At 59.6% G+C, this 22,136-nt stretch carries 25 protein-coding genes; 12 read left to right on the top strand and 13 right to left on the bottom strand.

Annotated elements, in window-relative coordinates:
• Positions 1-128 precede the first annotated feature (128 nt).
• The 3 genes from LVY75_26235 to LVY75_26225 are packed head-to-tail and all read left to right on the top strand — an operon-like array spanning position 129 to position 2,676.
• Entirely contained in the window at positions 129-776 is a 648-nt protein-coding gene (locus tag LVY75_26235; GenBank protein ID XAZ22285.1) for a DUF1285 domain-containing protein, read from the top strand.
• Positions 773-1,423: a CoA pyrophosphatase gene (locus LVY75_26230; GenBank protein ID XAZ22284.1), complete on the top strand. Its 651-nt coding sequence runs from the start codon at positions 773-775 to the stop codon at positions 1,421-1,423. Before LVY75_26235 ends, LVY75_26230 begins: the two co-directional genes overlap by 4 nt.
• On the top strand, positions 1,420-2,676 hold the full coding sequence (locus LVY75_26225) for a CCA tRNA nucleotidyltransferase (protein ID XAZ22283.1): 1,257 nt from the start codon (positions 1,420-1,422) through the stop codon (positions 2,674-2,676). Before LVY75_26230 ends, LVY75_26225 begins: the two co-directional genes overlap by 4 nt.
• 2 nt (positions 2,677-2,678) lie before the next feature.
• On the opposite strand, the gene LVY75_26220 is transcribed toward LVY75_26225, so the two are convergent.
• The 3 genes from LVY75_26220 to hemF all read right to left on the bottom strand — a co-directional run bounded on the left by LVY75_26220 (position 2,679) and on the right by hemF (position 4,319).
• Positions 2,679-2,864 carry a DUF1059 domain-containing protein gene (locus LVY75_26220; GenBank protein XAZ22282.1) on the bottom strand — a complete coding sequence of 62 codons (186 nt, stop codon included), beginning with the start codon at positions 2,862-2,864 and terminating at the stop codon, positions 2,679-2,681.
• Between the two features lie 125 nt (positions 2,865-2,989).
• Positions 2,990-3,265, bottom strand: coding sequence for a hypothetical protein (locus tag LVY75_26215; GenBank protein XAZ22281.1), 276 nt, complete (start codon positions 3,263-3,265; stop codon positions 2,990-2,992).
• A 142-nt stretch (positions 3,266-3,407) separates the two neighbouring features.
• The gene (hemF, locus tag LVY75_26210) at positions 3,408-4,319 is read right to left on the bottom strand and encodes an oxygen-dependent coproporphyrinogen oxidase (GenBank protein ID XAZ22280.1); all 912 of its coding nucleotides are present in this window, start codon (positions 4,317-4,319) and stop codon (positions 3,408-3,410) included.
• A 145-nt stretch (positions 4,320-4,464) separates the two neighbouring features.
• On the opposite strand from hemF, the gene LVY75_26205 reads away from it, so the two are divergent.
• Positions 4,465-4,725 (top strand): hypothetical protein, encoded by a 261-nt coding sequence (locus tag LVY75_26205; GenBank protein XAZ22279.1) that lies wholly within the window; start codon positions 4,465-4,467, stop codon positions 4,723-4,725.
• 2 nt (positions 4,726-4,727) lie between these two features.
• Here the strand turns inward: LVY75_26205 and LVY75_26200 are convergent, their stop codons facing one another.
• Together LVY75_26200 and LVY75_26195 are read right to left on the bottom strand one after the other, a co-directional pair.
• Positions 4,728-6,374 carry a Na/Pi cotransporter family protein gene (locus LVY75_26200; protein XAZ22278.1) on the bottom strand — a complete coding sequence of 549 codons (1,647 nt, stop codon included), beginning with the start codon at positions 6,372-6,374 and terminating at the stop codon, positions 4,728-4,730.
• A 190-nt stretch (positions 6,375-6,564) separates the two neighbouring features.
• Positions 6,565-7,026 (bottom strand): tRNA (cytidine(34)-2'-O)-methyltransferase, encoded by a 462-nt coding sequence (locus LVY75_26195; GenBank protein ID XAZ22277.1) that lies wholly within the window; start codon positions 7,024-7,026, stop codon positions 6,565-6,567.
• A gap of 384 nt (positions 7,027-7,410) precedes the next feature.
• Between LVY75_26195 and LVY75_26190 the strand changes: the two genes are divergently transcribed.
• Positions 7,411-9,267 carry an ABC transporter ATP-binding protein/permease gene (locus LVY75_26190; GenBank protein ID XAZ22276.1) on the top strand — a complete coding sequence of 619 codons (1,857 nt, stop codon included), beginning with the start codon at positions 7,411-7,413 and terminating at the stop codon, positions 9,265-9,267.
• 52 nt (positions 9,268-9,319) lie between these two features.
• Here LVY75_26190 and LVY75_26185 read toward each other — a convergent pair whose 3' ends face one another.
• A complete protein-coding gene (locus LVY75_26185; GenBank protein ID XAZ22275.1) occupies positions 9,320-9,571 on the bottom strand; it encodes a ribbon-helix-helix domain-containing protein in 252 nt (83 codons plus the stop codon).
• Between the two features lie 162 nt (positions 9,572-9,733).
• Between LVY75_26185 and LVY75_26180 the strand changes: the two genes are divergently transcribed.
• The gene (locus tag LVY75_26180) at positions 9,734-11,632 is read left to right on the top strand and encodes an ABC transporter ATP-binding protein/permease (protein ID XAZ25835.1); all 1,899 of its coding nucleotides are present in this window, start codon (positions 9,734-9,736) and stop codon (positions 11,630-11,632) included.
• On the opposite strand, the gene LVY75_26175 is transcribed toward LVY75_26180, so the two are convergent.
• A complete protein-coding gene (locus LVY75_26175) occupies positions 11,603-12,532 on the bottom strand; it encodes an endonuclease/exonuclease/phosphatase family protein (GenBank protein ID XAZ22274.1) in 930 nt (309 codons plus the stop codon). The genes LVY75_26180 and LVY75_26175 overlap by 30 nt on opposite strands.
• A gap of 287 nt (positions 12,533-12,819) precedes the next feature.
• Between LVY75_26175 and petA the strand changes: the two genes are divergently transcribed.
• The 4 genes from petA (at position 12,820) to LVY75_26155 (ending at position 16,236) form a co-directional block, all read left to right on the top strand.
• Positions 12,820-13,395: a ubiquinol-cytochrome c reductase iron-sulfur subunit gene (petA, locus tag LVY75_26170; protein ID XAZ22273.1), complete on the top strand. Its 576-nt coding sequence runs from the start codon at positions 12,820-12,822 to the stop codon at positions 13,393-13,395.
• Between the two features lie 14 nt (positions 13,396-13,409).
• Positions 13,410-14,678, top strand: a complete 1,269-nt coding sequence (locus LVY75_26165) for a cytochrome b N-terminal domain-containing protein (GenBank protein ID XAZ22272.1) — start codon at positions 13,410-13,412, stop codon at positions 14,676-14,678.
• A 26-nt stretch (positions 14,679-14,704) separates the two neighbouring features.
• Positions 14,705-15,577 (top strand): cytochrome c1, encoded by an 873-nt coding sequence (locus tag LVY75_26160; GenBank protein XAZ22271.1) that lies wholly within the window; start codon positions 14,705-14,707, stop codon positions 15,575-15,577.
• Positions 15,578-15,693: 116 nt separating this feature from the next.
• Complete coding sequence (locus LVY75_26155) at positions 15,694-16,236, top strand: adenine phosphoribosyltransferase (protein ID XAZ22270.1); 543 nt, start codon at positions 15,694-15,696, stop codon at positions 16,234-16,236.
• A gap of 57 nt (positions 16,237-16,293) precedes the next feature.
• Here the strand turns inward: LVY75_26155 and LVY75_26150 are convergent, their stop codons facing one another.
• Together LVY75_26150 and LVY75_26145 are read right to left on the bottom strand one after the other, a co-directional pair.
• Positions 16,294-16,761, bottom strand: a complete 468-nt coding sequence (locus LVY75_26150; protein XAZ22269.1) for a dehydratase — start codon at positions 16,759-16,761, stop codon at positions 16,294-16,296.
• The gene (locus LVY75_26145) at positions 16,758-17,228 is read right to left on the bottom strand and encodes a MaoC family dehydratase (GenBank protein XAZ22268.1); all 471 of its coding nucleotides are present in this window, start codon (positions 17,226-17,228) and stop codon (positions 16,758-16,760) included. Before LVY75_26145 ends, LVY75_26150 begins: the two co-directional genes overlap by 4 nt.
• Positions 17,229-17,309: 81 nt before the next feature.
• Here LVY75_26145 and LVY75_26140 point away from each other — a divergent pair, with 81 nt between their 5' ends.
• On the top strand, positions 17,310-18,380 hold the full coding sequence (locus LVY75_26140; GenBank protein ID XAZ22267.1) for a hypothetical protein: 1,071 nt from the start codon (positions 17,310-17,312) through the stop codon (positions 18,378-18,380).
• A gap of 79 nt (positions 18,381-18,459) precedes the next feature.
• Here LVY75_26140 and ychF read toward each other — a convergent pair whose 3' ends face one another.
• Positions 18,460-19,563, bottom strand: coding sequence for a redox-regulated ATPase YchF (ychF, locus tag LVY75_26135; GenBank protein ID XAZ22266.1), 1,104 nt, complete (start codon positions 19,561-19,563; stop codon positions 18,460-18,462).
• A gap of 228 nt (positions 19,564-19,791) precedes the next feature.
• On the opposite strand from ychF, the gene clpS reads away from it, so the two are divergent.
• Entirely contained in the window at positions 19,792-20,103 is a 312-nt protein-coding gene (gene clpS, locus LVY75_26130; protein XAZ22265.1) for an ATP-dependent Clp protease adapter ClpS, read from the top strand.
• 24 nt (positions 20,104-20,127) lie between these two features.
• On the opposite strand, the gene LVY75_26125 is transcribed toward clpS, so the two are convergent.
• The 3 genes from LVY75_26125 to LVY75_26115 form a co-directional block, all read right to left on the bottom strand.
• Entirely contained in the window at positions 20,128-20,583 is a 456-nt protein-coding gene (locus LVY75_26125; GenBank protein XAZ22264.1) for a GNAT family N-acetyltransferase, read from the bottom strand.
• Positions 20,584-20,588: 5 nt separating this feature from the next.
• Positions 20,589-21,308, bottom strand: coding sequence for an aminoacyl-tRNA hydrolase (pth, locus tag LVY75_26120; GenBank protein ID XAZ22263.1), 720 nt, complete (start codon positions 21,306-21,308; stop codon positions 20,589-20,591).
• Positions 21,309-21,402: 94 nt separating this feature from the next.
• Positions 21,403-22,125 (bottom strand): transporter substrate-binding domain-containing protein, encoded by a 723-nt coding sequence (locus LVY75_26115; protein ID XAZ22262.1) that lies wholly within the window; start codon positions 22,123-22,125, stop codon positions 21,403-21,405.
• Between the last annotated feature and the right edge of the window lie 11 nt (positions 22,126-22,136).

Raw genomic sequence — 22,136 nt, 5'->3', positions numbered from 1 at the left:
GCGAATCGTCTGATTTTACTAGGCGTGCCTCATACCCGATACAGTTATGAAGATGTTGCGGGCTGACAAGTTTGTTTCAAATGACTATCTCGTGACTTATTTCGTTAAGAGCAAACCGGGACAGAAGAATGGCAGCCGAGGAAATGAAGCATATGGCGGATGCAGCGGGGCTTGCCGCGCTGATTTCGCGCGCTTCCGAGGCGAAATCCGGAAAAAAGCGCGGGTTGCCGCCTGTCGAGAAATGGAATCCGCCTTTTTGCGGCGATATCGACATGGAAATCAGGGCGGATGGCACCTGGTTCTATATGGGCACCCCGATTGGCCGGCAGCCGCTGGTTCAGCTCTTTTCCACCGTTTTGAGGAAAGATGAAGACGGCAAGACCTACCTCGTAACTCCTGTGGAAAAGGTCGGCATCAGGGTCGTCGACGCGCCCTTTGTCGCCGTCGAGATGAATGCGAGCGAGAAGGACGGAGAGAAGGTTCTGACCTTCCGCACCAACGTCGGCGATGTCATAGAGGCCGGCAAGGATCATCCTCTGCGTTTTCCCGGGCATGGGCCGGGAGATGGGCCAGCACATTTGAAAGACCACGAACTGAAGCCCTATCTGCATGTACGGGGGCGGCTTGAAGCGCTCGTGTCACGCGCCGTGATGTATGAAATGGTAGAACTCGGCGAAGTGGCCGAGGTTGCCGGCCGGGATATGTTCGTCGTTCGCTCCGGCGGCGAGATCTTTCCGATCATGCCGGCGGATGAACTGGAAGCAGCCTCCCGATGAGCGAAGCGATCAGCAGGATCTATCCCCCGTTTTCGGCTGCCGAGTTCCGCCGCCGCGCGCTCAATCAGGTCGGGGCGCCTGTCGACCATGCCTGGCGCGACCATGGCGACCATGTGCTCAATCCCGATATCGTGGCGCTGGCCGAGACCTTGAAGCTGCGCGATGCGGCCGTATTGGTGCCTGTCGTCGACGATGGCGATGAGGCGAAGGTGATCTTCACCAAGCGGACGTCGACGTTGCGCAAGCATTCCGGCCAGATCGCCTTTCCCGGTGGTTCGATCGATCCGGACGATGTCTCGCCCGAGACCGCCGCGATCCGGGAAACCGAAGAGGAGATCGGCCTTGACGGCGGTTTCGTCGAGACGGTCGGGCGGTTGCCGAACTATCTGTCATCCACCGGGTTCCGCATTACGCCCGTCCTCGGCGTGGTGCAGCGCGGCTTCTCACTGCAACTCAATCCGATCGAAGTGGACGATGTTTTCGAGGTGCCGCTTTCCTTCCTGATGAATCCGGCCAATCACAACAGGGACAAGCGCGTTGTTGATGGCATCGACCGGCATTTTTATCGCATGCCATATGAAACATGGATGATCTGGGGCATCACCGCCGGCATCGTCCGCACGCTCTATGAAAGGCTCTATGCATGACCTCAGTGGTCGATCAGCCATGGTTTCAGGATCCGGCGCTCGGCCGCGTCTTTGCGCTCCTGAACGCCGATGGCGGAGAAGGGCGGGTTGTCGGCGGTGCCGTGCGCAACAGCCTGATGGGGCTTGCGGTCGCCGATATTGATATCGCAACAACCCTGTTGCCGGAGACCGTGATGGAACGGGCGGCTGCGGCCGGCATCAAGGCGGTGCCGACAGGCATCGCGCATGGCACCGTGACGCTCGTCATCGACGGACGGCCCTTCGAGGTGACGACGCTGCGCACCGACGTGGAGACGGATGGACGCCGCGCCAAGGTCGCTTTCAGCATGGACTGGCAGTCCGATGCCGAGCGGCGCGACCTCACCATCAACGCGCTTTATGCGAATGCCTCGGGTGAGGTGATCGATCTCGTCGGAGGACTTGCCGATATCGAGAAGCGCAACATCCGCTTCATCGGCAATGCAGCGACGCGGATCGAAGAGGATTATCTGCGCATTCTGCGCTTCTTCCGCTTCTTTGCCTGGTATGGTTCCGGCCGGCCCGATGCGGAGGGACTGAAGGCCTCTTCGGCTGCAAGGTCGAAGCTGAAGACACTGTCGGCCGAACGGGTCTGGTCTGAACTGCGGAAGCTGCTCTCGGCTGAAGATCCAGGCCGGGCGCTTCTCTGGATGCGACAGGTTGCGGTTCTCTCGGAAATCCTGCCGGAAACGGAGAAATGGGGCATCGATGCCATTCCGGCGCTCGTTTCAACCGAAAAAGCGGTGGGCTGGACGCCTGATCCCCTGCTGCGGCTTGCCTCGATCGTCCCGCCCGATGCCGCGCGGCTGGAGGAATTGGCCGCACGGCTGAAATTCTCAAATACGGAAGCGGCCTATTTGCGGGCCTGGGCGAAGGCTGCTCCGGTCAATGACGAGATTTCCGCCGCAGCCTTCGAAAAGCTGCTCTACAGAGACGGCCCAGACGGTATCGTCGTGCGGCTGAAGCTGGCGCTTGGCGTTGCCCGCGGCAAGGCAGAGAATGGCAGTTTTGATGAGATGAGCCGTTCGGCGCGGCTTTCAAAGCTTCTGGATCATGCGCGTATCTGGAAAAAACCGCAGTTTCCGTTGAATGGTGGGGACGTGATGGCCACAGGGATACCGGCCGGCCCGAAGGTCGGCGAAATCCTGTCGACCCTGGAAAACCAGTGGGTGGAAGAGAATTTCGTCTCCGACCGGGCGGCATTGCTCGCCCGGCTCTCGGAGATTGCAGGTTGAGGTCAGGCCGCGTTCGCCTCGTCGCGGATGCGGGCCTTGATATTGTCCACCATGTTTTCGCGAATGGTCGTTTCGCCGTGGGCGGTTCTCATATGTTCGACGGCGCGGCGAACAACTTCAGCATCATTATCGGCCCTTGTGTGCCAATCGCAGCCGGGAACGAGCGTACCGCATTCGAAAAGTCGCATGGTCTTCTCCTGTTTCTGAAATGCAGAACCATCGCGCTTTCGCGCGACTGGGGAATGTGCGGCAATGGAGAAGGTTCCGGCGGAGGAAAACTCCGGCCGACCTGGAAGTCGGCCGAAAGGCTCTGTTATTGGTGGGGCATTGCCCAGGCCATGTAAGTGTCCGAAAGGTGTGCGGGCTTGTTGCTGTTGGCCGCACCTGTTGCCTGCTGTTCAAGTTCTTCCGGGGTCTTGCCGCCTGCGAGCTGCAATTTCACCTGCTCGACAAAGCAGGACAGCGGCAGGTCGGAGCCGCTTTTCGCTCTCAAGTCTTCGGCGATGCGCGTTAGAAACTCGGGCGCTTCGATTGCGCGGGACGTTTCCTGAACACCTGCAGAAGCAGGGGGGCTGCTTTGTACCGTCATGACAATCCTCCTCCGATTGTAACGCACAGAAGCTAATTTAGGACGCACTCAGTTCTGATGAAGGCCTTTCAACGCGATTTTACCGGAATTGTGTTTCAAATTTATCAGCGTGCCGGTCTTTGCCCGCACGCTTGGCGCTGGCTTATGGCCAGCGCACGACGGGTGGCAGCGAAGAGAGAATGGATTCGACATTGCCGCCGGTTTTCAGGCCGAAGATCGTTCCCCGGTCGTAGAGCAGATTAAACTCGACGTAGCGACCACGGCGAATCAATTGTTCGTCACGGTCGGCTTCCGTCCACTCCTTGTTGAAGTTTGAACGGACGATCTTGGGGTAGACCATGGCGAAGGCCCGGCCGACATCCCGCGTGAAGGCGAAATCTGCATTCCAGCCGCCGGCTTCCTCGGCGGAATGCAGCCAGTCGTAGAAGATGCCGCCAACGCCACGCGCTTCGTTGCGATGCTTCAGGAAGAAATAATCGTCGCACCATTTCTTGTAGGCATCGTAATCGGCGACCGCATGGTTGCGGCAGGTGATTTCCATGGCCTTATGGAAGAGCACCGTGTCCTCGTCCTCCTGCGTGCGGCGGCGAGAGAGCACCGGGGTCAGATCAGCGCCGCCGCCGAACCAGCGGCTGGTGGTGACCACCATGCGGGTGTTCATGTGAACGGCCGGCACATTGGGATTGACCGGATGGGCGATCAGCGAAATGCCTGACGCCCAGAAGCGTGGATCCTCACTGGCGCCTGGTATCTGCGCCCGGAAATCCGGTGAGAACTCGCCGTAGACGGTGGAGGTGTGCACGCCGACCTTCTCGAAAACCCGGCCTTCCATCATCGACATGCGGCCACCGCCACCCGCACCGTTTTCGCGCGACCAGTCCTTGGCGACGAAACGGCCTGGCTCCTGATCGGATAGCGGGCCTTCGAGTTCATCTTCCAGTGCCTCGAAGGAAGAGCAGATCGTGTCGCGCAATCCTTCGAACCATGTTCGGGCGGCGGTCTTCTTGACCTCTATGTCTTCGGGCAGGCCGATCGGCAGTTCCGGTCTTTCCATGCGATTCGCTCTTTCCTGATTATGACTATCGTTTAGCAGGTGCAGCAGGCGCCCGCCAGCACAGGGAGGTAGCTGCAAGGGCTTGCAAGATTCGACTCGCAAAGGGGCGATTTCGATACTACCTTTCGTTCAAGAGGTAGGTTTTATGGCGAAAATTCCGGGGCCTCCGCCCTTTGAAGGCTTGAAGCGCAGGATCGCAAAGCATCGGGCAGAAGCGTCCGCCCGTCAGAAAGATCACTTCGTCCGCGAGACCTATCGGATGGGGCTTCTGGAAGCCCGCGCCAAGGCGCGCGAATGGTTCGATGAATATCCCAAAGCTGCCTACTGGACAGAGGTGGAGAGCTGGCGCCAGCTTGAAGGCGACCAGATCGAATTCACCATGCGCCGCCTGCCATCCGCCGACTGACCTTATTCCGCCGCATCGCGCAGACGGCTTTCGATCAGCAAGCCGCTTTCATCGAGGATCGGGTGCGCTACCGAGACGATATGAGCGTTGATACGCTTCAGATCCCGCAGCATGTCGAGATGGAGTGAGCTGGTCTGCAGGCTGTCGGCACGCCCGTCACGAAGCCGCTCGAGATGCCGCTCGGCAGATTGCTTCTCCATGCGGCGGACTTCGACCTTCACTTCCATCATCTGTTTGGCAAGGTTGAAGTCGCGGGTGACGAAGATCGTCTGCGCGACGCGCAAGTTGTCGATCGTCAGGTCAAACAGCTTGTGCAGTTCCCTGTAACCATCCTCCGAGAATTTCAGGCCGAGCGAGACCTTCTTGCCGACCTGTTCCAGCAGGCCCTTCTCGATGATGTCGCCGATGTGCTCGAGATTGATCGCGTAGTCGATAATGACGATCGAGCGCCGTGCATTCTCGTCGCTCAGGCCGACGCGGCCGAGCTTGGAAAGATAGATCTTCACCTCCTGTTGCAGGAGATCGACCCTCTTCTCGAGAGATGGGATCTCGGCCAGCTTCGACATGTCGTTGTGCTGGAAAGCTTCCGAGCTGCGCATCAGCATGCGTTCGATCAGGTCGCCGACACCGAGCACTTCGCGGGTGGCACTCGCAAGCGCCACCACGGGTGTGGACAATTCCTGCATGTCGAGAAACTTCGGCCCCTGATCCGGCTGAACATCGTCGGGCACGAGGCGGCTGGTCAAAGCGGCAAGCATCGGGGAAAAGGGCCACGCGACGGCTGCGAGCAGGATATTGAAGATCAGATGCGTATCGACCGGCAGCTTGGAAGGGCCAAAAGGCAGCATTTCGAGGAGCGGCGCCGCGTAGCCGGCAAGCGGCAACGCCACGAGGCAGCCGGCCGTACGAACGATAAGATTGCCAAGCGTCACCCGCCTTGCCGATGCCGGACCGGAAAGGGTGGCGATGACAGGCGGGATTGCGCCGCCCAGGTTGGCTCCAAGCACGAGAATGACGATCAGTTCAGGCGAGACGATGCCGGTCGAGGCCAATGAGAGGATCAACACGACGACGGCGAGACTAGACGACGAGATGAAGGCGAGGGCCGCCGAAAGGGCCAAAGCTACCGGCCAGGCATCTCCGAGAAGGCCGATGAAGGCGGCCAGCGCCGGAGAGCTGCGCATCGGTTCCGTCGCGTTGCTGAGCAGATGCAGGGAGAGCAGCATCAGGCCGATGCCGATCATGGCCGCACCTCCGCCGTGGCGGGCAGCAGACTTGCCGCGATAGAGCACGATGCCGAGGAGGATGAGAAGCGGCGACAGCCACTCGATGCCGGTTGCGACGATCCAGGCGGTCACAGCCGTTCCGACATTGGCGCCGAGCAACACGATCTGCGCCATGCGCGGCTTGATGAGATCGCGCTCCACGAAAGACGCCGTCATCAGGGCCGTCGCCGTCGAACTCTGAAGGGCGATGGTTGCCAGGAAGCCTGACAGGATCGAGCGTGGGCCGCTCGCCGTGCCGGTTGCAAGCCCGGTCCTCAGACGTGCTCCGAAAGCGCGCGTGACGCCGTCCTTGACCTGTGCCAGGCCGAAGAGCAGCAGCGCGATCGCGCCGAACAGATTGATCATGACGATTGTGGATTCCATGGTCCTGGTCTTTTTCTTCTTCTTGAGAAGCTTTTCCCGATTCTACATTTGCGCAGTCGAGTAAATTATTGGAATCTCACCGCTTGTGCAGATTTATTGATTGCCTGGCTAATTAATATAGGCGATTTTCCGTCGATTCAAAGCGGTGTTTGCGACATCAAGGCCGCCAAGCATCGGCATGGGTGCAGGTTCACGACCAGGCGGTCTGGCGCATTGCCTCGCCTGTTATCATTGCGGCGGAGACGGCGAGGTTGATCGAACGCTGGCCTTCCACCATTGGGATCAGAAGGCGCCCATCGGCACGTTCATGCACGTGATCGGGCACGCCGGCGCTTTCACGGCCGAAGAGCAGGATATCGTCGGTGCGGAAGGCGAAATCCGTGTAGCGCTGCGATGCTTTCGTCGTGGCGAGGATCAGGCGGCGGCCGGTGGCTGCACGCCATTCCTCGAAGCGTTCCCAATTGACATGGCGTGTCAGTGCGGCAGCGGCCAGATAGTCCATGCCCGCGCGCTTCAGGTTGCGATCGGAAATGTCGAAGCCGGCCGGTTCGATGATGTCAACTGCAAAGCCAAGGCAGGCGGCTAGGCGCAGGATTGTGCCGGTATTGCCGGGAATATCGGGCTGGTAGAGCGCAAGCCTGAGGTCTGCCATGGGAAGTTGTCCGTTGCGATGATACAAAAATGGCCTATCCGAACTGTGATTTTGACGCAACAGGACGTTTTTTGACCATTTGATGGTCATTTTCCGATGCTGCGGGGCTGGAAATTTGGGCATTTTCGCGTTATCGGTGCATATCTTCAATCGCCAACAGGGAGCGCCGACATGGATATCTTTGTGCAGATGCGTCTCCCGCCTGTGATGCCGCTGTTGGTGATCTGGCGCGTATAAAGCGCTTTTCTTCCCTAATTGCCCATTTGATTCATTGCGCGGCCGTTATGGCCTCGCCCCTTGAGCCTCCGGTTCCCATATGTGCTTGCATGCGTCCGTGCGGGCGCGAAGACGGGGCCGGAACGCGGAAATTCCGGAGCGATTTTCATGTTTGGCTGGTTCGAGCAGCGACTTAATCCCTTTCCGAGCGAGGAGCCCGTTGCTCCCCCGAAAGGCCTTTTTGCCTTCTGCTGGCACTATACGAAGCCGGCGGCGGGATGGCTTGCGCTCATGGCCGTTCTGACGGCGACGATCGCCATCGGCGAAGTGGCGCTGTTCCAGTTCCTCGGCGATATCGTCGACTGGCTGACGAATGCCGACCGCGCGACCTTCCTGCAGAACGAAGGCCACAAGCTCATCTGGATGGGTGCTCTGGTGCTGATCGGCCTGCCGCTCGTTGCCGGTCTCGATTCGCTTATCATGCATCAGATGATGCTCGGCAATTACCCGATGATCGCGCGCTGGCAGATGCACCGCTTCCTGCTGCGTCACAGCATGACCTTCTTTGCCAACGAGTTCGCCGGACGCGTCGCCACCAAGGTCATGCAGACGTCGCTTGCCGTGCGCGAAACGGTGATGAAGATCCTCGACGTCTTCGTCTATGTCGTGACCTATTTCCTGTCGATGATCGTCATCATCGCGGCCGCCGACTGGCGGTTGATGCTGCCCGTCCTCGCCTGGCTTGGTATCTACATCGGTATCGTTGCCTATTTCGTGCCGCGGCTTCGCAAGATCGCGGCGCAGCAGGCCGATGCACGCTCGCTGATGACTGGTCGCGTGGTGGACAGCTATACGAATATCGCGACCGTGAAGCTGTTTTCCCATGCCGGCCGTGAAGAGGTCTATGCGCGGGAAAGCATGGACGGGTTCCTGGATACGGTTCACCAGCAGATGCGCAAGGTGACGCTCTTTCACATGAGCGTCTATCTGAACAACTGCATCTCGTTGTTCGTCATCTCCAGCCTGTCGATCTATCTGTGGCTGAACGGTACGATCTCGGTCGGCGCGATTTCCATCGCCATTGGTCTTGCGATGCGCGTCAACGGCATGTCGCAATGGATCATGTGGGAAATCTCCGCGCTCTTCGAAAACATCGGTACCGTCTATGACGGCATGGAGATGATGTCGAAGCAGCACGATATCGTCGACAAGCCGGGCGCCGCCCCACTGACGGCGAAGAAGGGTGCGATCCATTACGACCGGATCGGCTTCCACTATGGCAAGGGCAAGGGCATCATCGAGAACCTGTCGCTCGACATCCGAGCCGGCGAAAAGGTCGGTCTCGTCGGTCGATCGGGTGCTGGCAAGACGACGCTGATGAACCTGCTCCTGCGGTTCTACGATCTTGAGTCCGGGCGCATCACCGTTGATGGACAGGATATTTCTGCCGTGTCGCAGGACAGCCTGCGTGCGCTGATCGGCGTGGTGACGCAGGATACCTCGCTCCTGCATCGCTCGATCCGCGACAACATCGCCTATGGTCGCCCGGATGCGAGTGACGAGGACATCATCGAGGCGGCAAGGCGGGCCAACGCCTGGGAGTTCATCGAAGGGCTTGTCGACATGCAGGGCCGCAAGGGGCTGGATGCACAGGTCGGCGAGCGCGGCGTCAAGCTTTCCGGCGGCCAGAGGCAGCGTATCGCGATCGCGCGTGTCTTCCTGAAGGATGCGCCGATCCTGGTGCTCGACGAGGCGACCTCGGCGCTCGATTCCGAAGTGGAAGCGGCGATCCAGGAAAACCTCTTCGCACTGATGGAAGGCAAGACCGTCATCGCGATCGCCCACCGCTTGTCGACGCTGACCGAGATGGACCGGCTGATCGTGCTCGACAAGGGCCGCATCATCGAAAGCGGCACACATGCCGAGTTGGTGAGCCACGGTGGCATTTATGCCGACCTCTGGACCCGCCAGTCCGGCGGCTTCCTCGCCGATCACGAGGAAGAGGCTGAAGTCGCAGCCCAATAAAAAAGCCCTTCCCGCATGAGCGGGGAGGGCTTTTCCTTGTCCGGCCATATCGCTAGAGCGTGCGGACCCGATCTGCGCAGAGACTGTCGGCCCAGTCGATGACGCGATGATGTTCCACTACCATGATTGAGTTCGAGGCAAGCGACTGCAGCGTGAAGATGCGCTGCCGCTCTTCCCGTTCGATCCAGCTCGCGATCGCCTCCGTCACGATGCTGTCGCGTGGCACATCGAGCGCGTCGGCCAGGGCGTCGAGCTTTTCCGCAAGGGGAAGCGGAAGATGCGCATTGAGCGTTTTCGTTTCCATATCCGCGGTCTCCGGTAAGTAGCGATCATGGCACGAGATCGTGGTCGCTGCCACCCGTATCAATGGTGATGACGCCGATATTACCGATCATTACCAAAATATAAGGTTTTGGCGGCCCTATATTCTCTTTGCCACAATTCTGAACGGGCCTATATCGCGGTGATGCTGCTCACTCCGATCCTTCGCCTGTTCGAAACCTGGATAGATCCCTTCCGCGCTCGCGACAATCTTCAGCCGCCGCGCAGTACATTTGGATTCATCGCTTTCTATATCGGCCAGGCCAAGTGGCCGTTTATCGCCATGCTGATCCTCGGGGGCATGTCGGCTGCGATCGAAGCGGCGCTCTTCTGGTTCGTCGGCAGGCTCGTCGACATCCTCAGCACGATCAAGCCGGGAGCCGGTTGGAGCACGCTTCTGGCTGCCCATGGCGGCGAGATCTTCGGCATGCTGGCACTGATCGGCATCGTTCGCTTCGTCGTCGCCTTCCTGATTGCGCTCATCGACCAGCAGGTGATTACGCCCGGTTTCTATAATCTTGCGCGCTGGCAGTCCTATCTGCATGTGTCGCGCCAGTCGCTCGCCTTCTTCCAGAGCGATTTTTCCGGGCGCATCGTTACCAAGGTCTGGTCAGCGGGCCAGGCGACGGGCGATCTCGTGACATCGCTGATGGAAAGCGTCTGGTTCGTCGGCATCTATGCCGTCACCACGCTGGTTCTGGTCGGGCAGCTTGATTTCTCACTGGCTGCGGTGGTGCTCTTCTGGCTGGTGGCTTTCAGCGTGCTTGCCCGCTATTTCGTGCCGCGTATCCGCTATCATTCGCGCGAAACCGCTGAGGCAGCCTCGCTGCTCAATGGCCGGATCGTCGATGCCTACAGCAATATCCAGACGCTGAAGCTCTTTGCTCGCGACGAAGAGAGCGATCGCTACATGCTCAATGGCTTCAATGCATATCAGGACACGGTGCTGCAGTTCACGCGTTTCATCACCGGCGTGCGCGCCTCGATGGCGCTGCTTTCGGGCCTGATGATCGTGACCATGGCCGGAATCAGTGTGGATCTCTGGCTGCGCGGACTGATCAGCTCCGGGGGCGTCGCCTTCTCGCTGACGTTGGTTCTGAGACTGAACTTCCTGCTCGGACGTCTGATGACGCAGTTCAACGGCATTATGCGCAATCTCGGCACCATCCAGAACGCGGCCGAGCTGATCTCCCAACCGCTGCATCTCGTCAACCGCCCCGATGCGAAAGAACTCGTCATCAAGCAGCCAGGCATCCGTTTCGAGAACGTGTCTTTCCATTACGGCAAGGAGAATGCCGTCATCGACAAATTTTCGCTGACGATCCGTCCGGGCGAAAAGGTCGGCATCATCGGCCGCTCCGGTGCAGGCAAATCGACGCTCGTCAACATTCTCCTGCGCCTCTACGATCTCGAAGGCGGTCGCATCCTGATCGACGGGCAGGATATCGCCGGCGTCACCCAGGAATCGCTGCGCATGCAGATCGGCATGGTCAGCCAGGATACGTCGCTGCTGCATCGATCCGTGCGGGACAATATCCTGTTCGGTCGGCCTGATGCCGGTGAAGAACGGCTTGTCGAGGCCGCCAGACGCGCCGAGGCGCTCGATTTCATCGAGCGGCTGCGAGACCAGCAGGGGCGCAAGGGTTTTGACGCCCATGTCGGCGAACGTGGCGTCAAGCTTTCGGGCGGCCAGCGTCAGCGTATCGCCATTGCACGGGTGATGCTGAAGGATGCGCCGATCCTCGTTCTCGACGAGGCGACCTCGGCGCTCGATTCGGAAGTGGAAGAGGCGATCCAGTCGAACCTCAATCGCGTGATGGAAGGCAAGACGGTGCTTGCGATCGCTCACCGGCTTTCGACCATCGCCGCGCTCGACAGGCTTGTCGTGATTGATCGCGGCAAGATCATCGAGGAAGGCACGCATGATGCGCTTCTGAAACAGGGCGGCCTTTATGCCGAGCTCTGGGCACGCCAGTCCGGCGGCTTCCTCGCTTCCGACGACGACGATACGCGTTCAGTGTTCGCGAACGAAATCGCTGACTAGGCCGTAATGGTTCGAGCCGAAGCTGTCTTCCAGCCGGCTCGTCGAGCGGATGAGCAGTGGCGTCCTTGCGAAGATATGGTCGATGCTGATGCCGAAGGAGCCGGCGCTGACGGGCCAGGTGGTTGGTTCCGGGAAATCCGTCTTCAGTCCCGTCCCGCGCAAAAAATGCTGGATGGTCGGCGCCAGGATTGAAGAATTGAAATCTCCGGCAACCACCAGCGCGCCGGTATGAGGCTTCATGAAAGCGGTGAGATCCTCGAGCTCGTCAGCCTGAAAATCATCAAAATACGGCTTGGAGAGATGGGGAAACAGGAGATCGACAGGCGTCCCGTCGAAGTCGATCGAAATCGACACGAGCCGCTGTTTCCAAAGCTCGCCGATGTCGCGGATCTCCTGCCGGGCAAAGGGACGTTTCGACAGCACGAGCGTATCGCATGTCGCGCTCGCATCGCAGCCGATCCGGTAGGGATAGAGCTGCTGAAGCCGTGGCAACTGCGCGAAGACCGGCTCGGCCTCCATGATGTCGACCACGTCGGCGCCCGAGGCCAGAATGGCATCAGCAATCCGCCCGCCGTTTTCAAAATTGTCATTCTCGATATTGAAGGACATGAGCCGGAAAAGGCGAGGGGCGTTCTCCGAAGGCGGCTTGCCGGCGAATTCGCGCAGCATGATGACGCCATGGATATTCAGGAAGGTTGCCACCGCCAGCATCAGGAACCCATACCAGTGCCGCTTGAAAAAGAGGGCAATAACGGCACCGACAGCACAGATGATGCTGAGATGAACCTGGAAGCTGTAAACGAGCGAAAGCAGCCAGAAATCGGTAAGATAACGGAGCGAAACGAGGGCGAGAACAATGGTGATGAGGGCGCTCAATACGCAGAAAACAGTATGCCTCATCGGCGCAAATCCAAATTCGTATGGCAAACTCACCAGCGCCTAACACGCGCCCCAGATTGTTGCAATGCAGCAAAGTTGCAAGCCAGTGATTGCCTTAAAAAATTCACTCAAATTTCCCGCGACATTGTGCCCCCATCCCCTTGTCAAGGCTGGACATAATTTGCGATCAAGCATAGAACGCGCCGGATTGGTGGGGAATCTATGGCCGAAATATGTTCTGATAGATTCGCCGCCTCTGGAGGGGCAGGGCGGAATTCCGCGACAATTGCGCAGAGGATGGTTAAGCCGTGAGCGAACACGTAACGACAAGCGAGGCTTCAGAGCCCACTCGCCGTGATTTCCTTTATCTCACCACTGGCATGGCCGGTGCGGTCGGCGCCGTTGCGGTTGCCTGGCCGTTCATCGACCAGATGCGTCCGGATGCGTCGACGCTCGCGCTGGCTTCCATCGAAGTGGACGTCACAAGCCTTACGCCCGGCATGTCGCTGACCGTCAAGTGGCGCGGCAAACCGATCTTTATCCGCAACCGCACACCGGAAGAAGTTACGGCTGCAGCCGATGTCCAGCTGTCGGACCTCAAGGATCCGATCGCCCGCAATGCAAACCTTCCTGCTGACGCGCCTGCAACGGGCGATGACCGCTCCGGCGGCAAGGGTAAGGAAAACTGGATCGTCATGATCGGCACCTGCACCCATCTCGGCTGCGTTCCGCTCGGTCAGGCCGGCGAATACAATGGTTGGTTCTGTCCCTGCCATGGTTCGGTCTACGACACGGCCGGCCGTATCCGCAAAGGCCCGGCGCCGCAGAACCTGGCGATCCCGACCTTTTCATTCGTGTCCGACACAAAGATCAAGATCGGTTGAGGGGAGACTGATTAATGAGTGGCCATTCCAGCTACGAGCCATCAACCGGCTTGGAAAAATGGGTCGATGCGCGCCTTCCGCTGCCGCGCATGGTCTATGACAGCTTCATTGCCTATCCGGTTCCGCGGAACCTGAACTATGCCTACACGTTCGGCGCCATGCTCGCCGTCATGCTGATCGTGCAGATCCTGACGGGCGTAACGCTCGCCATGCACTATGCCGCCGACACCACGATCGCGTTCAACTCTGTTGAAAAGATCATGCGTGACGTCAATCACGGCTGGCTGCTACGTTACCTGCATGCCAACGGCGCATCCTTCTTCTTCGTCGCCGTATACCTGCACATCGCCCGCGGCCTCTATTACGGTTCGTACAAGGCGCCGCGCGAAATCCTCTGGATCCTCGGCGTCGTCATCTACCTCCTGATGATGGCAACCGGCTTCATGGGCTATGTCCTGCCCTGGGGCCAGATGTCCTTCTGGGGCGCAACCGTCATCACCGGCTTCTTCTCGGCCTTTCCGCTGGTCGGTGAATGGGTCCAGCAGTTCCTGCTCGGCGGCTTTGCCGTCGACCAGCCGACGCTGAACCGCTTCTTCTCGCTGCATTACCTGCTGCCCTTCATGATCGCCGGCGTCGTCGTCCTGCACATCTGGGCGCTGCACGTTACCGGCCAGACCAACCCGACGGGCGTCGAGGTCAAGACCAAGACGGATACGGTTCGTTTTACGCCTTACGCAACGCTCAAGGATGCGCTCGGCGTTTCGGTCTTCCTGATCGTCTATGCCTACTTCGTCTTCTACCTGCCGAACTATCTCGGCCATGCCGACAACTACATCCCGGCCGATCCGCTGAAGACCCCGGCCCACATCGTTCCGGAATGGTACTTCCTGCCGTTCTACGCGATGCTGCGCTCGATCACCTTCAATGTCGGCCCGATCGACTCCAAGCTCGGCGGCGTTTTGGTCATGTTCGGCGCCATCATCGTGCTGTTCTTCCTGCCCTGGCTCGACACTTCAAAGGTGCGCTCGGCAGTCTATCGTCCGTGGTTCAAGCTGTTCTACTGGCTGTTCGTGATCAACGCGATCATCCTCGGCTGGCTCGGCTCGCAGCCTGCGGAAGGCCTGTATACGACGATCTCGCAGTTCTGCACGCTGCTCTACTTCGCATTCTTCCTGGTCGCGATGCCGGTCCTTGGGCTGGTGGAAACACCGCGCCGTATTCCGAACTCGATCACTGAAGCGGTGCTCGAAAAGCGCAACAAGACTGCTGCGATCAAGGCCTGAGCGAGCGGACGGGAAGGAATAGAAATATGAAAAAGCTTGTTGCAAGCATCCTCTCGCTCGCTGTCGCAGCCGGCCTTGGCGGCGTCGCGTTCGCCCAGGAAGCTGCCGCCCCGGCTGCCCATCATGAGGAAAGTGCTACCCCGCACTATCCGCTGAAGGAACCGAAGGAAATCGACTGGACCTTTGCCGGCCCGTTCGGCCATTACGACAAGGGCCAGCTCCAACGCGGCCTGAAGGTGTATACGGAGGTCTGTTCCGCCTGCCACTCGATGAACCTCGTGCCCTTCCGTACGCTGGGCGCACTCGGCTATTCGGATGCACAGGTCAAGACCTTCGCGGCCAATTACGAAGTTCAGGACGGCCCTGACGCCAGTGGTGAAATGTTCACCCGCAAGGCAGTTCCATCCGACCACTTCCCATCGCCCTATCCGAATGCGGAAGCTGCCGCTGCTGCCAACAACGGTGCGGCTCCCCCGGACATGTCGCTGCTTGCCAAGGCCCGCGAAGTCGAACGCGGTTTCCCGCAGTTCGTCTTCGACATCTTCACCCAGTATCAGGAAAGCGGTCCGGACTATATCCACTCGCTGCTGACCGGCTATGAAGAGCCGCCGGCCGGCTTCCAGGTTCCGGCAGGTTCGCATTACAACCCGTATTTCCATGCCGCTGCCGTTCTCGCCATGCCGAAGCCGCTTTCCGACGACCAGGTCACCTATGACGACGGTTCGCCGCAGACGGTCGATCAGTATTCCAAGGATGTCTCGTCGTTCCTGATGTGGGCGTCCGAGCCGCATCTCGAAGAGCGCAAGCGTACCGGCTTCATGGTCATGGTCTTCCTGCTGATCTTCACGGTGCTGGTCTATCTGACCAAGCGCTCGATCTACGGACGCACCGACCACTGAGATATAATCGGTCTCATCGGAAAAGGCGGCTTTTCAGCCGCCTTTTTTATTTGGTTTGACCCGGCGCAATTGATAGTGTGCGGGCGTTTTGTGCCCCTCGCAGATACGGATTTTCGATGAACAACACGCTTTCGGAGCTTGCGGCCAGCATCCGCTCCATTCCGGATTATCCCAAGCCCGGCATCATCTTTCGCGACATCACCACGTTGCTCGGCAATCCCCGTGCCTTCCGCCGCGCGGTTGATGAACTCGTGCAGCCCTATGCTGGTCTGAAGGTCGACAAGATTGCCGGCATGGAAGCGCGGGGCTTCATCCTCGGCGGCGCGGTTGCGCATCAGCTTTCCTCGGGCTTCGTGCCGATCCGCAAGAAGGGCAAGCTGCCGCATGACACGGTGCGCATCGCCTACAGCCTGGAATATGGCGTGGACGAAATGGAGATGCATCGCGATGCCGTTGAGCCAGGCGAAAAAGTGATCCTCGTCGACGATCTGATTGCGACGGGCGGCACGGCTGTGGGGGCGACAAAGCTTCTCCGCCAGATCGGCGCGGAAGTGGTCGGTGCCTGCTTCGTCATCGACCTGCCGGATCTCGGCGGTCGCAAGAAGCTCGAGGATCTCGGGGTCGACGTGCATACGCTCGTCGAGTTTTCCGGCCATTGAACCTGTCAATTCCAGCAGAGCCGTTTTAGGCGTTTGCTGGAATTGCTTCTGCCCGCATCACTCGAATTCGAGCACGCTGCTTTCAAAGCGTATGACGGCAATACCGTCCTGATTGACGCCTTCGCAGAGGATGTTGTTGACATGCCAGCCGGGCCGCGACGCCAGCGGACGGCCGGAGAGAAAGGTCACGGAATAGCTGACCGTCTCGTCGACAAAGACCGGTTTCAGCCATTGCAGCTTCTGGAAGCCGGGTGAGGGGCCGAGGTTCGGCGGGGCCAGGCCCTCGCTCTTCAGCCGGTCGATCTCCGCCATCCAGTACTTGAGGAAACATTGCATCCAGGCGGCCGTCGTATGCCATCCGGAGGCGCAGAGCCCGCCGAACATCGTGTCTCCGGCCGCATCCTTGTCGGTATGGAAGCGCTGCGGATCGTATTTCCGGGCGAAGCTGAGGATCTTTTCTTCGGTGAAGACATAGGTCCCGATCTCACTCTTCTCACCGGCGGCGTAGAGTTCGGTCATTCTCATGCGCTGACCTCCGGGCTGCCACGCATGCCGAAGATGACGGAGTTTTCCGACAGTAGGACCAGTTCGCCGCGATGGTTTTGCACCTCGTGGCGGAATTTAACGATGCCGAGGCCTGGACGCGAGCGCATCGGACGTGCCTCGAGCACCGTCGAATGGCCGGAGAGCGTGTCGCCTGCCAACACCGGTTTGCGCCATTCCATGAAATCGACGCCCGGTGCACCTTCGCAAAGCGAGTTCAGGACGAAACTGTCGGCCATCATGCGCATGAACATCGCCGACGTATGCCAGCCGGAAGCGGCAAGGCCGCCGAGGATGCTGGCACGGCCCGCGGTCTCGTCCAGATGCATGGGCTGAGGGTCGAACTCCGCGGCAAATTCGATGATTTCGGGTGCCGTCACTGCTTTCGGGCCAAGCGGAAAGCGCCGGCCGGGCTGGAAATCCTCATAGGCGAGCTTTTCTGCAGGCATTAGGGCTCCTCATCATAGGCAGGCGTCATTGCTTACAATAGCATCCGCGCGGGCTCAATGATTCCATAGGAACGAACCGGCATGGCTGAACTAAGGTCGATACTCGACGAGGCGGCGCGCGAGGGGCTGATTACCGCCGAGGCTGGCGAGCGGCTGGTGCCGTTCCTGGCTGCACGCGGTGTCGTCGTCGACGCGCGTGCGGCGGGGCCTCTGGAGCCGGCTTGGTCGGATACGGAGACGCCACGCTTCGTCAGGGGCTTTCACGACGTCCTCATCACCATCGGCATCCTGATCGCGCTGGCGGGCCTCTGGGGACTTGCCTCGCTCTATGCGGTGCTGCCGGCAATTCTTGTTCTGGCGGAAATCCTCGTGAAGCGCCAGCGCCTCGCGCTGCCGGCTGTCGTGCTGACGCTGGCGGTTTTTGCCTGGACCTTCCGGATGATGCTGTCGATCTACCCCTCCAATGCCGATCTGTGGCTGACAGGCGATGGCATCGACAGGTTCATCGTCGCATTCCCCGTCATCATGGGACTTTTCTATCTGCGCTACCGTGTGCCGCTTGCGCTTGCGCTCTCCATCTTCTCGGGGTTGGCACTCGTGCTCGCGCTTGTCTTCCGCCTGCTTCAATGGGCGAGCGGCGACGATGCCTTCATCCTCAACCATCCGACTCTTGTGTCGGTCATCCTGTTTGCCTGCGCCGTCGGCCTGTTCGTCGCTGCACTCGGTTTCGATCTCAGCGACAGGCTTCGCCGCACGACGCGATCGGATGTCGCCTTCTGGCTTCATCTCGTTGCCGCACCTGCGCTGCTCTACAGCATCCGGATCTTGCTCTCACTCGACGGCGGCTGGCTGGACATCATGGACGCCAACTCCTTCAAGACCCCGGTTGTCGTCGTAATCGTCGTGCTGTTGATGCTGATCGGCCTGATCATCGACCGGCGCGCTTTCGTCACGTCTGGCCTGCTGACGCTGGGACTGGCGATCTATGGGATATTCCGGCAGGGGAGTGCGACCGTCGATACCTATATTTTCGGAACGCTCATTATCGTCGGCGTGATCGTGCTCGTCATCGGTACGGGCTGGATGCCGCTTCGGCGCATCGTGTTGCGTGCCTTGCCGTCAGGCGTGGTAGAGAGACTGCCGCCCGGCTGAGCGGCAGCTTTGGTTTTTCTGCTTGACGCATGTCGTTATCGCAAAAACGCTGCGGGCTTTTGCGCGACATGCCTATGCATCAGGTATTGAAGCGGAAGTGGATGACGTCGCCGTCCTGGACGACATATTCCTTGCCTTCGTCGCGCGCCTTGCCGGCTTCCTTGGCGCCGACTTCACCATTGAACTGGATGTAGTCGTCGTAGGCGATCGTATTGGCGCGGATGAAGCCGCGTTCGAAATCCGAGTGGATCACGCCGGCTGCCTGCGGCGCCTTGGTGCCGCGCGCGATCGTCCAGGCGCGCGTTTCCTTCGGGCCGACCGTGAAATAGGTGATAAGGTCGAGCAGCTTGTAGCCTGCGCGGATCAAGCGGTCGAGGCCAGCTTCGTCAAGGCCGAGGGCTGAAAGGAACTCCTTGGCTTCCTCATCTGGAAGCTGGGCGACTTCGGATTCGATCGCAGCCGAGATAATGACGGTTTCGGCGCCTTGCGCCTTCGCCATCACGGCGACAGCCTCGGTATGTTGGTTGCCGATCACAGCGTCGCCTTCGGCGACGTTGCAGACATAGAGGACTGGATGCGAGGTCAGGAGGTTAAGGCCCTGGAGGATGCGGATCTCTTCCGCGTCCAGCTTCGCGAGCAGGGTGCGAACCGGCTTGCCGTCCTGCAGCAGGGCGAGCGAGGCTTCCATGATCGGCAGCATGGCCAAGGACTCCTTGTCCTTGCCGGCGGCGCGCTTGCGGGTCTGCTCCGTGCGGCGCTCAAGGCTTTCGAGATCGGCGAGCATCAGTTCGGTCTCGATCGTATCGGCGTCGGCAACCGGATCGATGCGACCTTCCACGTGGGTGATGTCGCCGTCCTCGAAGCAGCGCAGCACATGCACGATGGCATCGACTTCGCGAATATTGGCGAGGAACTGGTTGCCGAGACCTTCACCCTTCGATGCGCCACGCACGAGGCCGGCAATATCGACGAAGTTGATGCGGGTCGGGATGATTTCCTTCGACTTGGCAATATTGGCAAGCTTCTGCATGCGGGCGTCGGGAACGGCCACTTCGCCGGTGTTCGGCTCGATCGTGCAGAAGGGATAGTTCGCCGCCTGCGCTGCCGCCGTCTTGGTGAGTGCGTTGAAGAGGGTCGACTTGCCGACATTCGGCAGACCGACGATACCGCATTTGAAGCCCATGGCTGAAACCTGCTGTTCTCAAGAAATCCTTGGCCGTGGCTATGGGATAAAGGAGGGGAGCGGTCAAGTCTTAGAGCGCTTTTCTCGCCGCTCCCTTGCCGTCGGGGCTTGGCAGCATTATTCTTACTCTCGCGGGATTTCCCCCGGCACCAGGTGTCGAAATTCTGCAATCTAAAAAGCTTAGTTAGATCCAAACCCCTTCCCATGTCATCAACGGGCGGATTTCCGATGGCTGACAACGACATTGCCTTAAAACCCAAGACCAGGGTGAAGCCGAAGCTGGACAAGCCGAAGCTCTACAAGGTCATTCTCGTCAATGACGATTATACGCCACGCGAATTTGTCACCGTGGTTCTTAAGGTCGTTTTTCGCATGAGCGAAGAGGCCGGTTACCGCGTCATGATGACGGCACACAAGCTCGGCTCCTGCGTGGTCGTGGTTTGTACCAAAGATATTGCGGAGACGAAGGCCAAGGAAGCCATCGACCTTGCCAAGGAGATGGGCTTTCCACTGATGTTCACGACGGAGCCTGAGGAATAGCGGCCGGAGGAAAGGACGCGCGTCTCAAGACGGGCGGCGGATTTGGTAACCGGTCTTATCCTGCATGAAACCACAGTTTTCATAGAAACGCAGGGTCGCCGGATTCTTGGATCCGGTGAGCAGCATCACCTTGTAGCAGCCGACGTTCCAGGCCTCTTCAATCGCATGCCGGATGAGTTTGCCGGCATAACCTTGCTTGCGATGATCAGCGTGGGTGACGACGTTTTCGATCAGTGCGTAGGAGGCGCCATTGCGCGTCAGGTTGGGCACGGTGACCAGCGTGACGGTCGCGGCAGCGATCTCGCCGGCAAAGCCGATCAAGACCGTCATGCCGGGCTGCGCCAGAATGGCGCAAAAGCGTTCCATTGCCACATCAGCAGAGAGGACCGGATCGGTCGGGTTGAGGTGCTGGTAGAGCGTGGTCAGGCCCTGTAAATCGCCGACGGCCGCGGGCCGGATGCTGAAGTCCCCGCCTGCCATCGCGTTCAGTCGCCCTTGTTGCCGAACATCTTTTTCAGCATCTCGGCCATGGGGCCAGTCGCCGGAAGCTTCTGCTGGCCGTGATTGCGGGCCTGGTGAATGTGGGACTTTCCTGCCGGCTTCTTCTCCGGCTTCGGCTTTTCCTCTTCCGCCTTGCCGCCGCCGAGCGCGAGTGCAATCTTGTTCATCAGCTGGGAATCTTCATTGCGGACCAGCATGTCGGCGTTGTCGGCGAGCGTGTCGAGCAGCGGTTCCAGCCAATCCCGGTCGACCTTGGCGAAATCACCAAGTACATGGTTGTGCACGAGTTCCTTGGCGCCTGGATGACCGATGCCGAGGCGCAGGCGGCGGTATTCCTTGCCGCAATGGGCGTCGAGCGACTTGATGCCATTGTGGCCGCCATGGCCTCCGCCGGTCTTCAGCCGCGCCTTGCCGGCCGGGAGATCGAGCTCGTCATAGATCGCCACGAGATCGGAAGGCTGCAGTTTGTAGAAGCGCATGGCTTCGCCGACCGCTTCGCCCGACAGGTTCATGAAGGTCTGCGGCTTGATCAGCAGCACCTTCTCACCCGCCAGTTCACCTTCGGAAATCTCGGCCTTGAATTTCCTCGACCAGGGCGAAAAGCTGTGGCGGCGATAGATGGCATCCACCGCCATGAAGCCGATATTGTGCCGGTTGCCGGCATATTTCGCGCCGGGATTGCCGAGACCCGCGATGATCAGCATGGCCTGTCTTCCTTGCAAGAGCTGTTGGCGTTCACCACCGCGAAACGGCGGCAAAGTCAAGTGGCAAAGGCGGGCGTGAACGGCGGGCGGCCGATCAATTCAGCAGATGCAGGCCATATTTCGTGAAGATCTGCTTCTGTTCGCCGCTGGCAATCAGCTTGTCCAGCGAGGCCTGCATGCGGGCAAGGAGATCGTCCGGGAAGTTCTTCTCGCAGGCAATTCCCATCGGCTGCGAGGACAGCACGGTCACCATTTCCAGCGGCTGGTCAGCCTTCAGCTTGTCGAAATAGAGTTCGGAGATCGGCATCATGTCGATACGGCCGCCGAGCAGCTTGCGCAGCGTCGCGTTGAAATCGCTGGCGACGTCGAGCTTGGTAAAGCCCTTCTCCTTGAGTGTCACTTCGGTATAGTCGTCACGCTGTGTGCCGATAACGTATTTCTTTGCCGCCTCGAGGTTGGCGGCAGAGACGCCTGAACCCTGGCGGGTAATCAGGATGTTGCGGTCGACGAGAAGCGGCTCGACCCATTTGAACAGGCCGTCGCGCGAGGCATTGTGGGCGGTCGCGAAGACGCAGGTCATCGATGTCGTGCGTGCGAGACTGAAGGCACGGGCCCAGGGCATGACGTCGAGCGTATAATCGACGCCGATATCGGCCATCACCTTCTGAACCTGTTCCACGGTCGCGCCCTTGATAACCTTTCCGTCGCGGTAGTTGAAAGGGGCGTATTCCTCGGTCACGAAGGCTACCGTCTGGGCTGACGCCGACGCGGAAATGCAGGGCAGGGAAAGAAGTGCAAGAAGCAGCAGCCTTTTCATCGCGATACCTC

Source organism: Sinorhizobium sp. B11, from assembly GCA_039725955.1.
Taxonomy (GTDB): Bacteria; Pseudomonadota; Alphaproteobacteria; order Rhizobiales; family Rhizobiaceae; genus Rhizobium.
Note: the sequence above shows the minus strand (reverse complement) of the source record. Positions and strands in the feature narration are given on the sequence as shown.

Bases quoted from the DNA above. Each gene is read 5' to 3' on its own strand.
- ychF (XAZ22266.1), bottom strand. From the start codon at position 19,563: ATGGGCTTCAAATGCGGTATCGTCGGTCTGCCGAATGTCGGCAAGTCG.
- LVY75_26205 (XAZ22279.1), top strand. From the start codon at position 4,465: ATGGCGAAAATTCCGGGGCCTCCGCCCTTTGAAGGCTTGAAGCGCAGG.
- LVY75_26165 (XAZ22272.1), top strand. From the start codon at position 13,410: ATGAGTGGCCATTCCAGCTACGAGCCATCAACCGGCTTGGAAAAATGG.
- LVY75_26155 (XAZ22270.1), top strand. From the start codon at position 15,694: ATGAACAACACGCTTTCGGAGCTTGCGGCCAGCATCCGCTCCATTCCG.
- LVY75_26180 (XAZ25835.1), top strand. From the start codon at position 9,734: ATGCTGCTCACTCCGATCCTTCGCCTGTTCGAAACCTGGATAGATCCC.
- LVY75_26190 (XAZ22276.1), top strand. From the start codon at position 7,411: ATGTTTGGCTGGTTCGAGCAGCGACTTAATCCCTTTCCGAGCGAGGAG.
- hemF (XAZ22280.1), bottom strand. From the start codon at position 4,319: ATGGAAAGACCGGAACTGCCGATCGGCCTGCCCGAAGACATAGAGGTC.
- LVY75_26215 (XAZ22281.1), bottom strand. From the start codon at position 3,265: ATGACGGTACAAAGCAGCCCCCCTGCTTCTGCAGGTGTTCAGGAAACG.
- LVY75_26220 (XAZ22282.1), bottom strand. From the start codon at position 2,864: ATGCGACTTTTCGAATGCGGTACGCTCGTTCCCGGCTGCGATTGGCAC.
- LVY75_26195 (XAZ22277.1), bottom strand. From the start codon at position 7,026: ATGGCAGACCTCAGGCTTGCGCTCTACCAGCCCGATATTCCCGGCAAT.
- LVY75_26200 (XAZ22278.1), bottom strand. From the start codon at position 6,374: ATGGAATCCACAATCGTCATGATCAATCTGTTCGGCGCGATCGCGCTG.
- LVY75_26115 (XAZ22262.1), bottom strand. From the start codon at position 22,125: ATGAAAAGGCTGCTGCTTCTTGCACTTCTTTCCCTGCCCTGCATTTCC.
- LVY75_26185 (XAZ22275.1), bottom strand. From the start codon at position 9,571: ATGGAAACGAAAACGCTCAATGCGCATCTTCCGCTTCCCCTTGCGGAA.
- LVY75_26230 (XAZ22284.1), top strand. From the start codon at position 773: ATGAGCGAAGCGATCAGCAGGATCTATCCCCCGTTTTCGGCTGCCGAG.
- LVY75_26235 (XAZ22285.1), top strand. From the start codon at position 129: ATGGCAGCCGAGGAAATGAAGCATATGGCGGATGCAGCGGGGCTTGCC.
- clpS (XAZ22265.1), top strand. From the start codon at position 19,792: ATGGCTGACAACGACATTGCCTTAAAACCCAAGACCAGGGTGAAGCCG.
- LVY75_26160 (XAZ22271.1), top strand. From the start codon at position 14,705: ATGAAAAAGCTTGTTGCAAGCATCCTCTCGCTCGCTGTCGCAGCCGGC.
- LVY75_26175 (XAZ22274.1), bottom strand. From the start codon at position 12,532: ATGAGGCATACTGTTTTCTGCGTATTGAGCGCCCTCATCACCATTGTT.
- pth (XAZ22263.1), bottom strand. From the start codon at position 21,308: ATGCTGATCATCGCGGGTCTCGGCAATCCCGGCGCGAAATATGCCGGC.
- LVY75_26140 (XAZ22267.1), top strand. From the start codon at position 17,310: ATGGCTGAACTAAGGTCGATACTCGACGAGGCGGCGCGCGAGGGGCTG.
- LVY75_26150 (XAZ22269.1), bottom strand. From the start codon at position 16,761: ATGAGAATGACCGAACTCTACGCCGCCGGTGAGAAGAGTGAGATCGGG.
- LVY75_26225 (XAZ22283.1), top strand. From the start codon at position 1,420: ATGACCTCAGTGGTCGATCAGCCATGGTTTCAGGATCCGGCGCTCGGC.
- LVY75_26145 (XAZ22268.1), bottom strand. From the start codon at position 17,228: ATGCCTGCAGAAAAGCTCGCCTATGAGGATTTCCAGCCCGGCCGGCGC.
- LVY75_26125 (XAZ22264.1), bottom strand. From the start codon at position 20,583: ATGGCAGGCGGGGACTTCAGCATCCGGCCCGCGGCCGTCGGCGATTTA.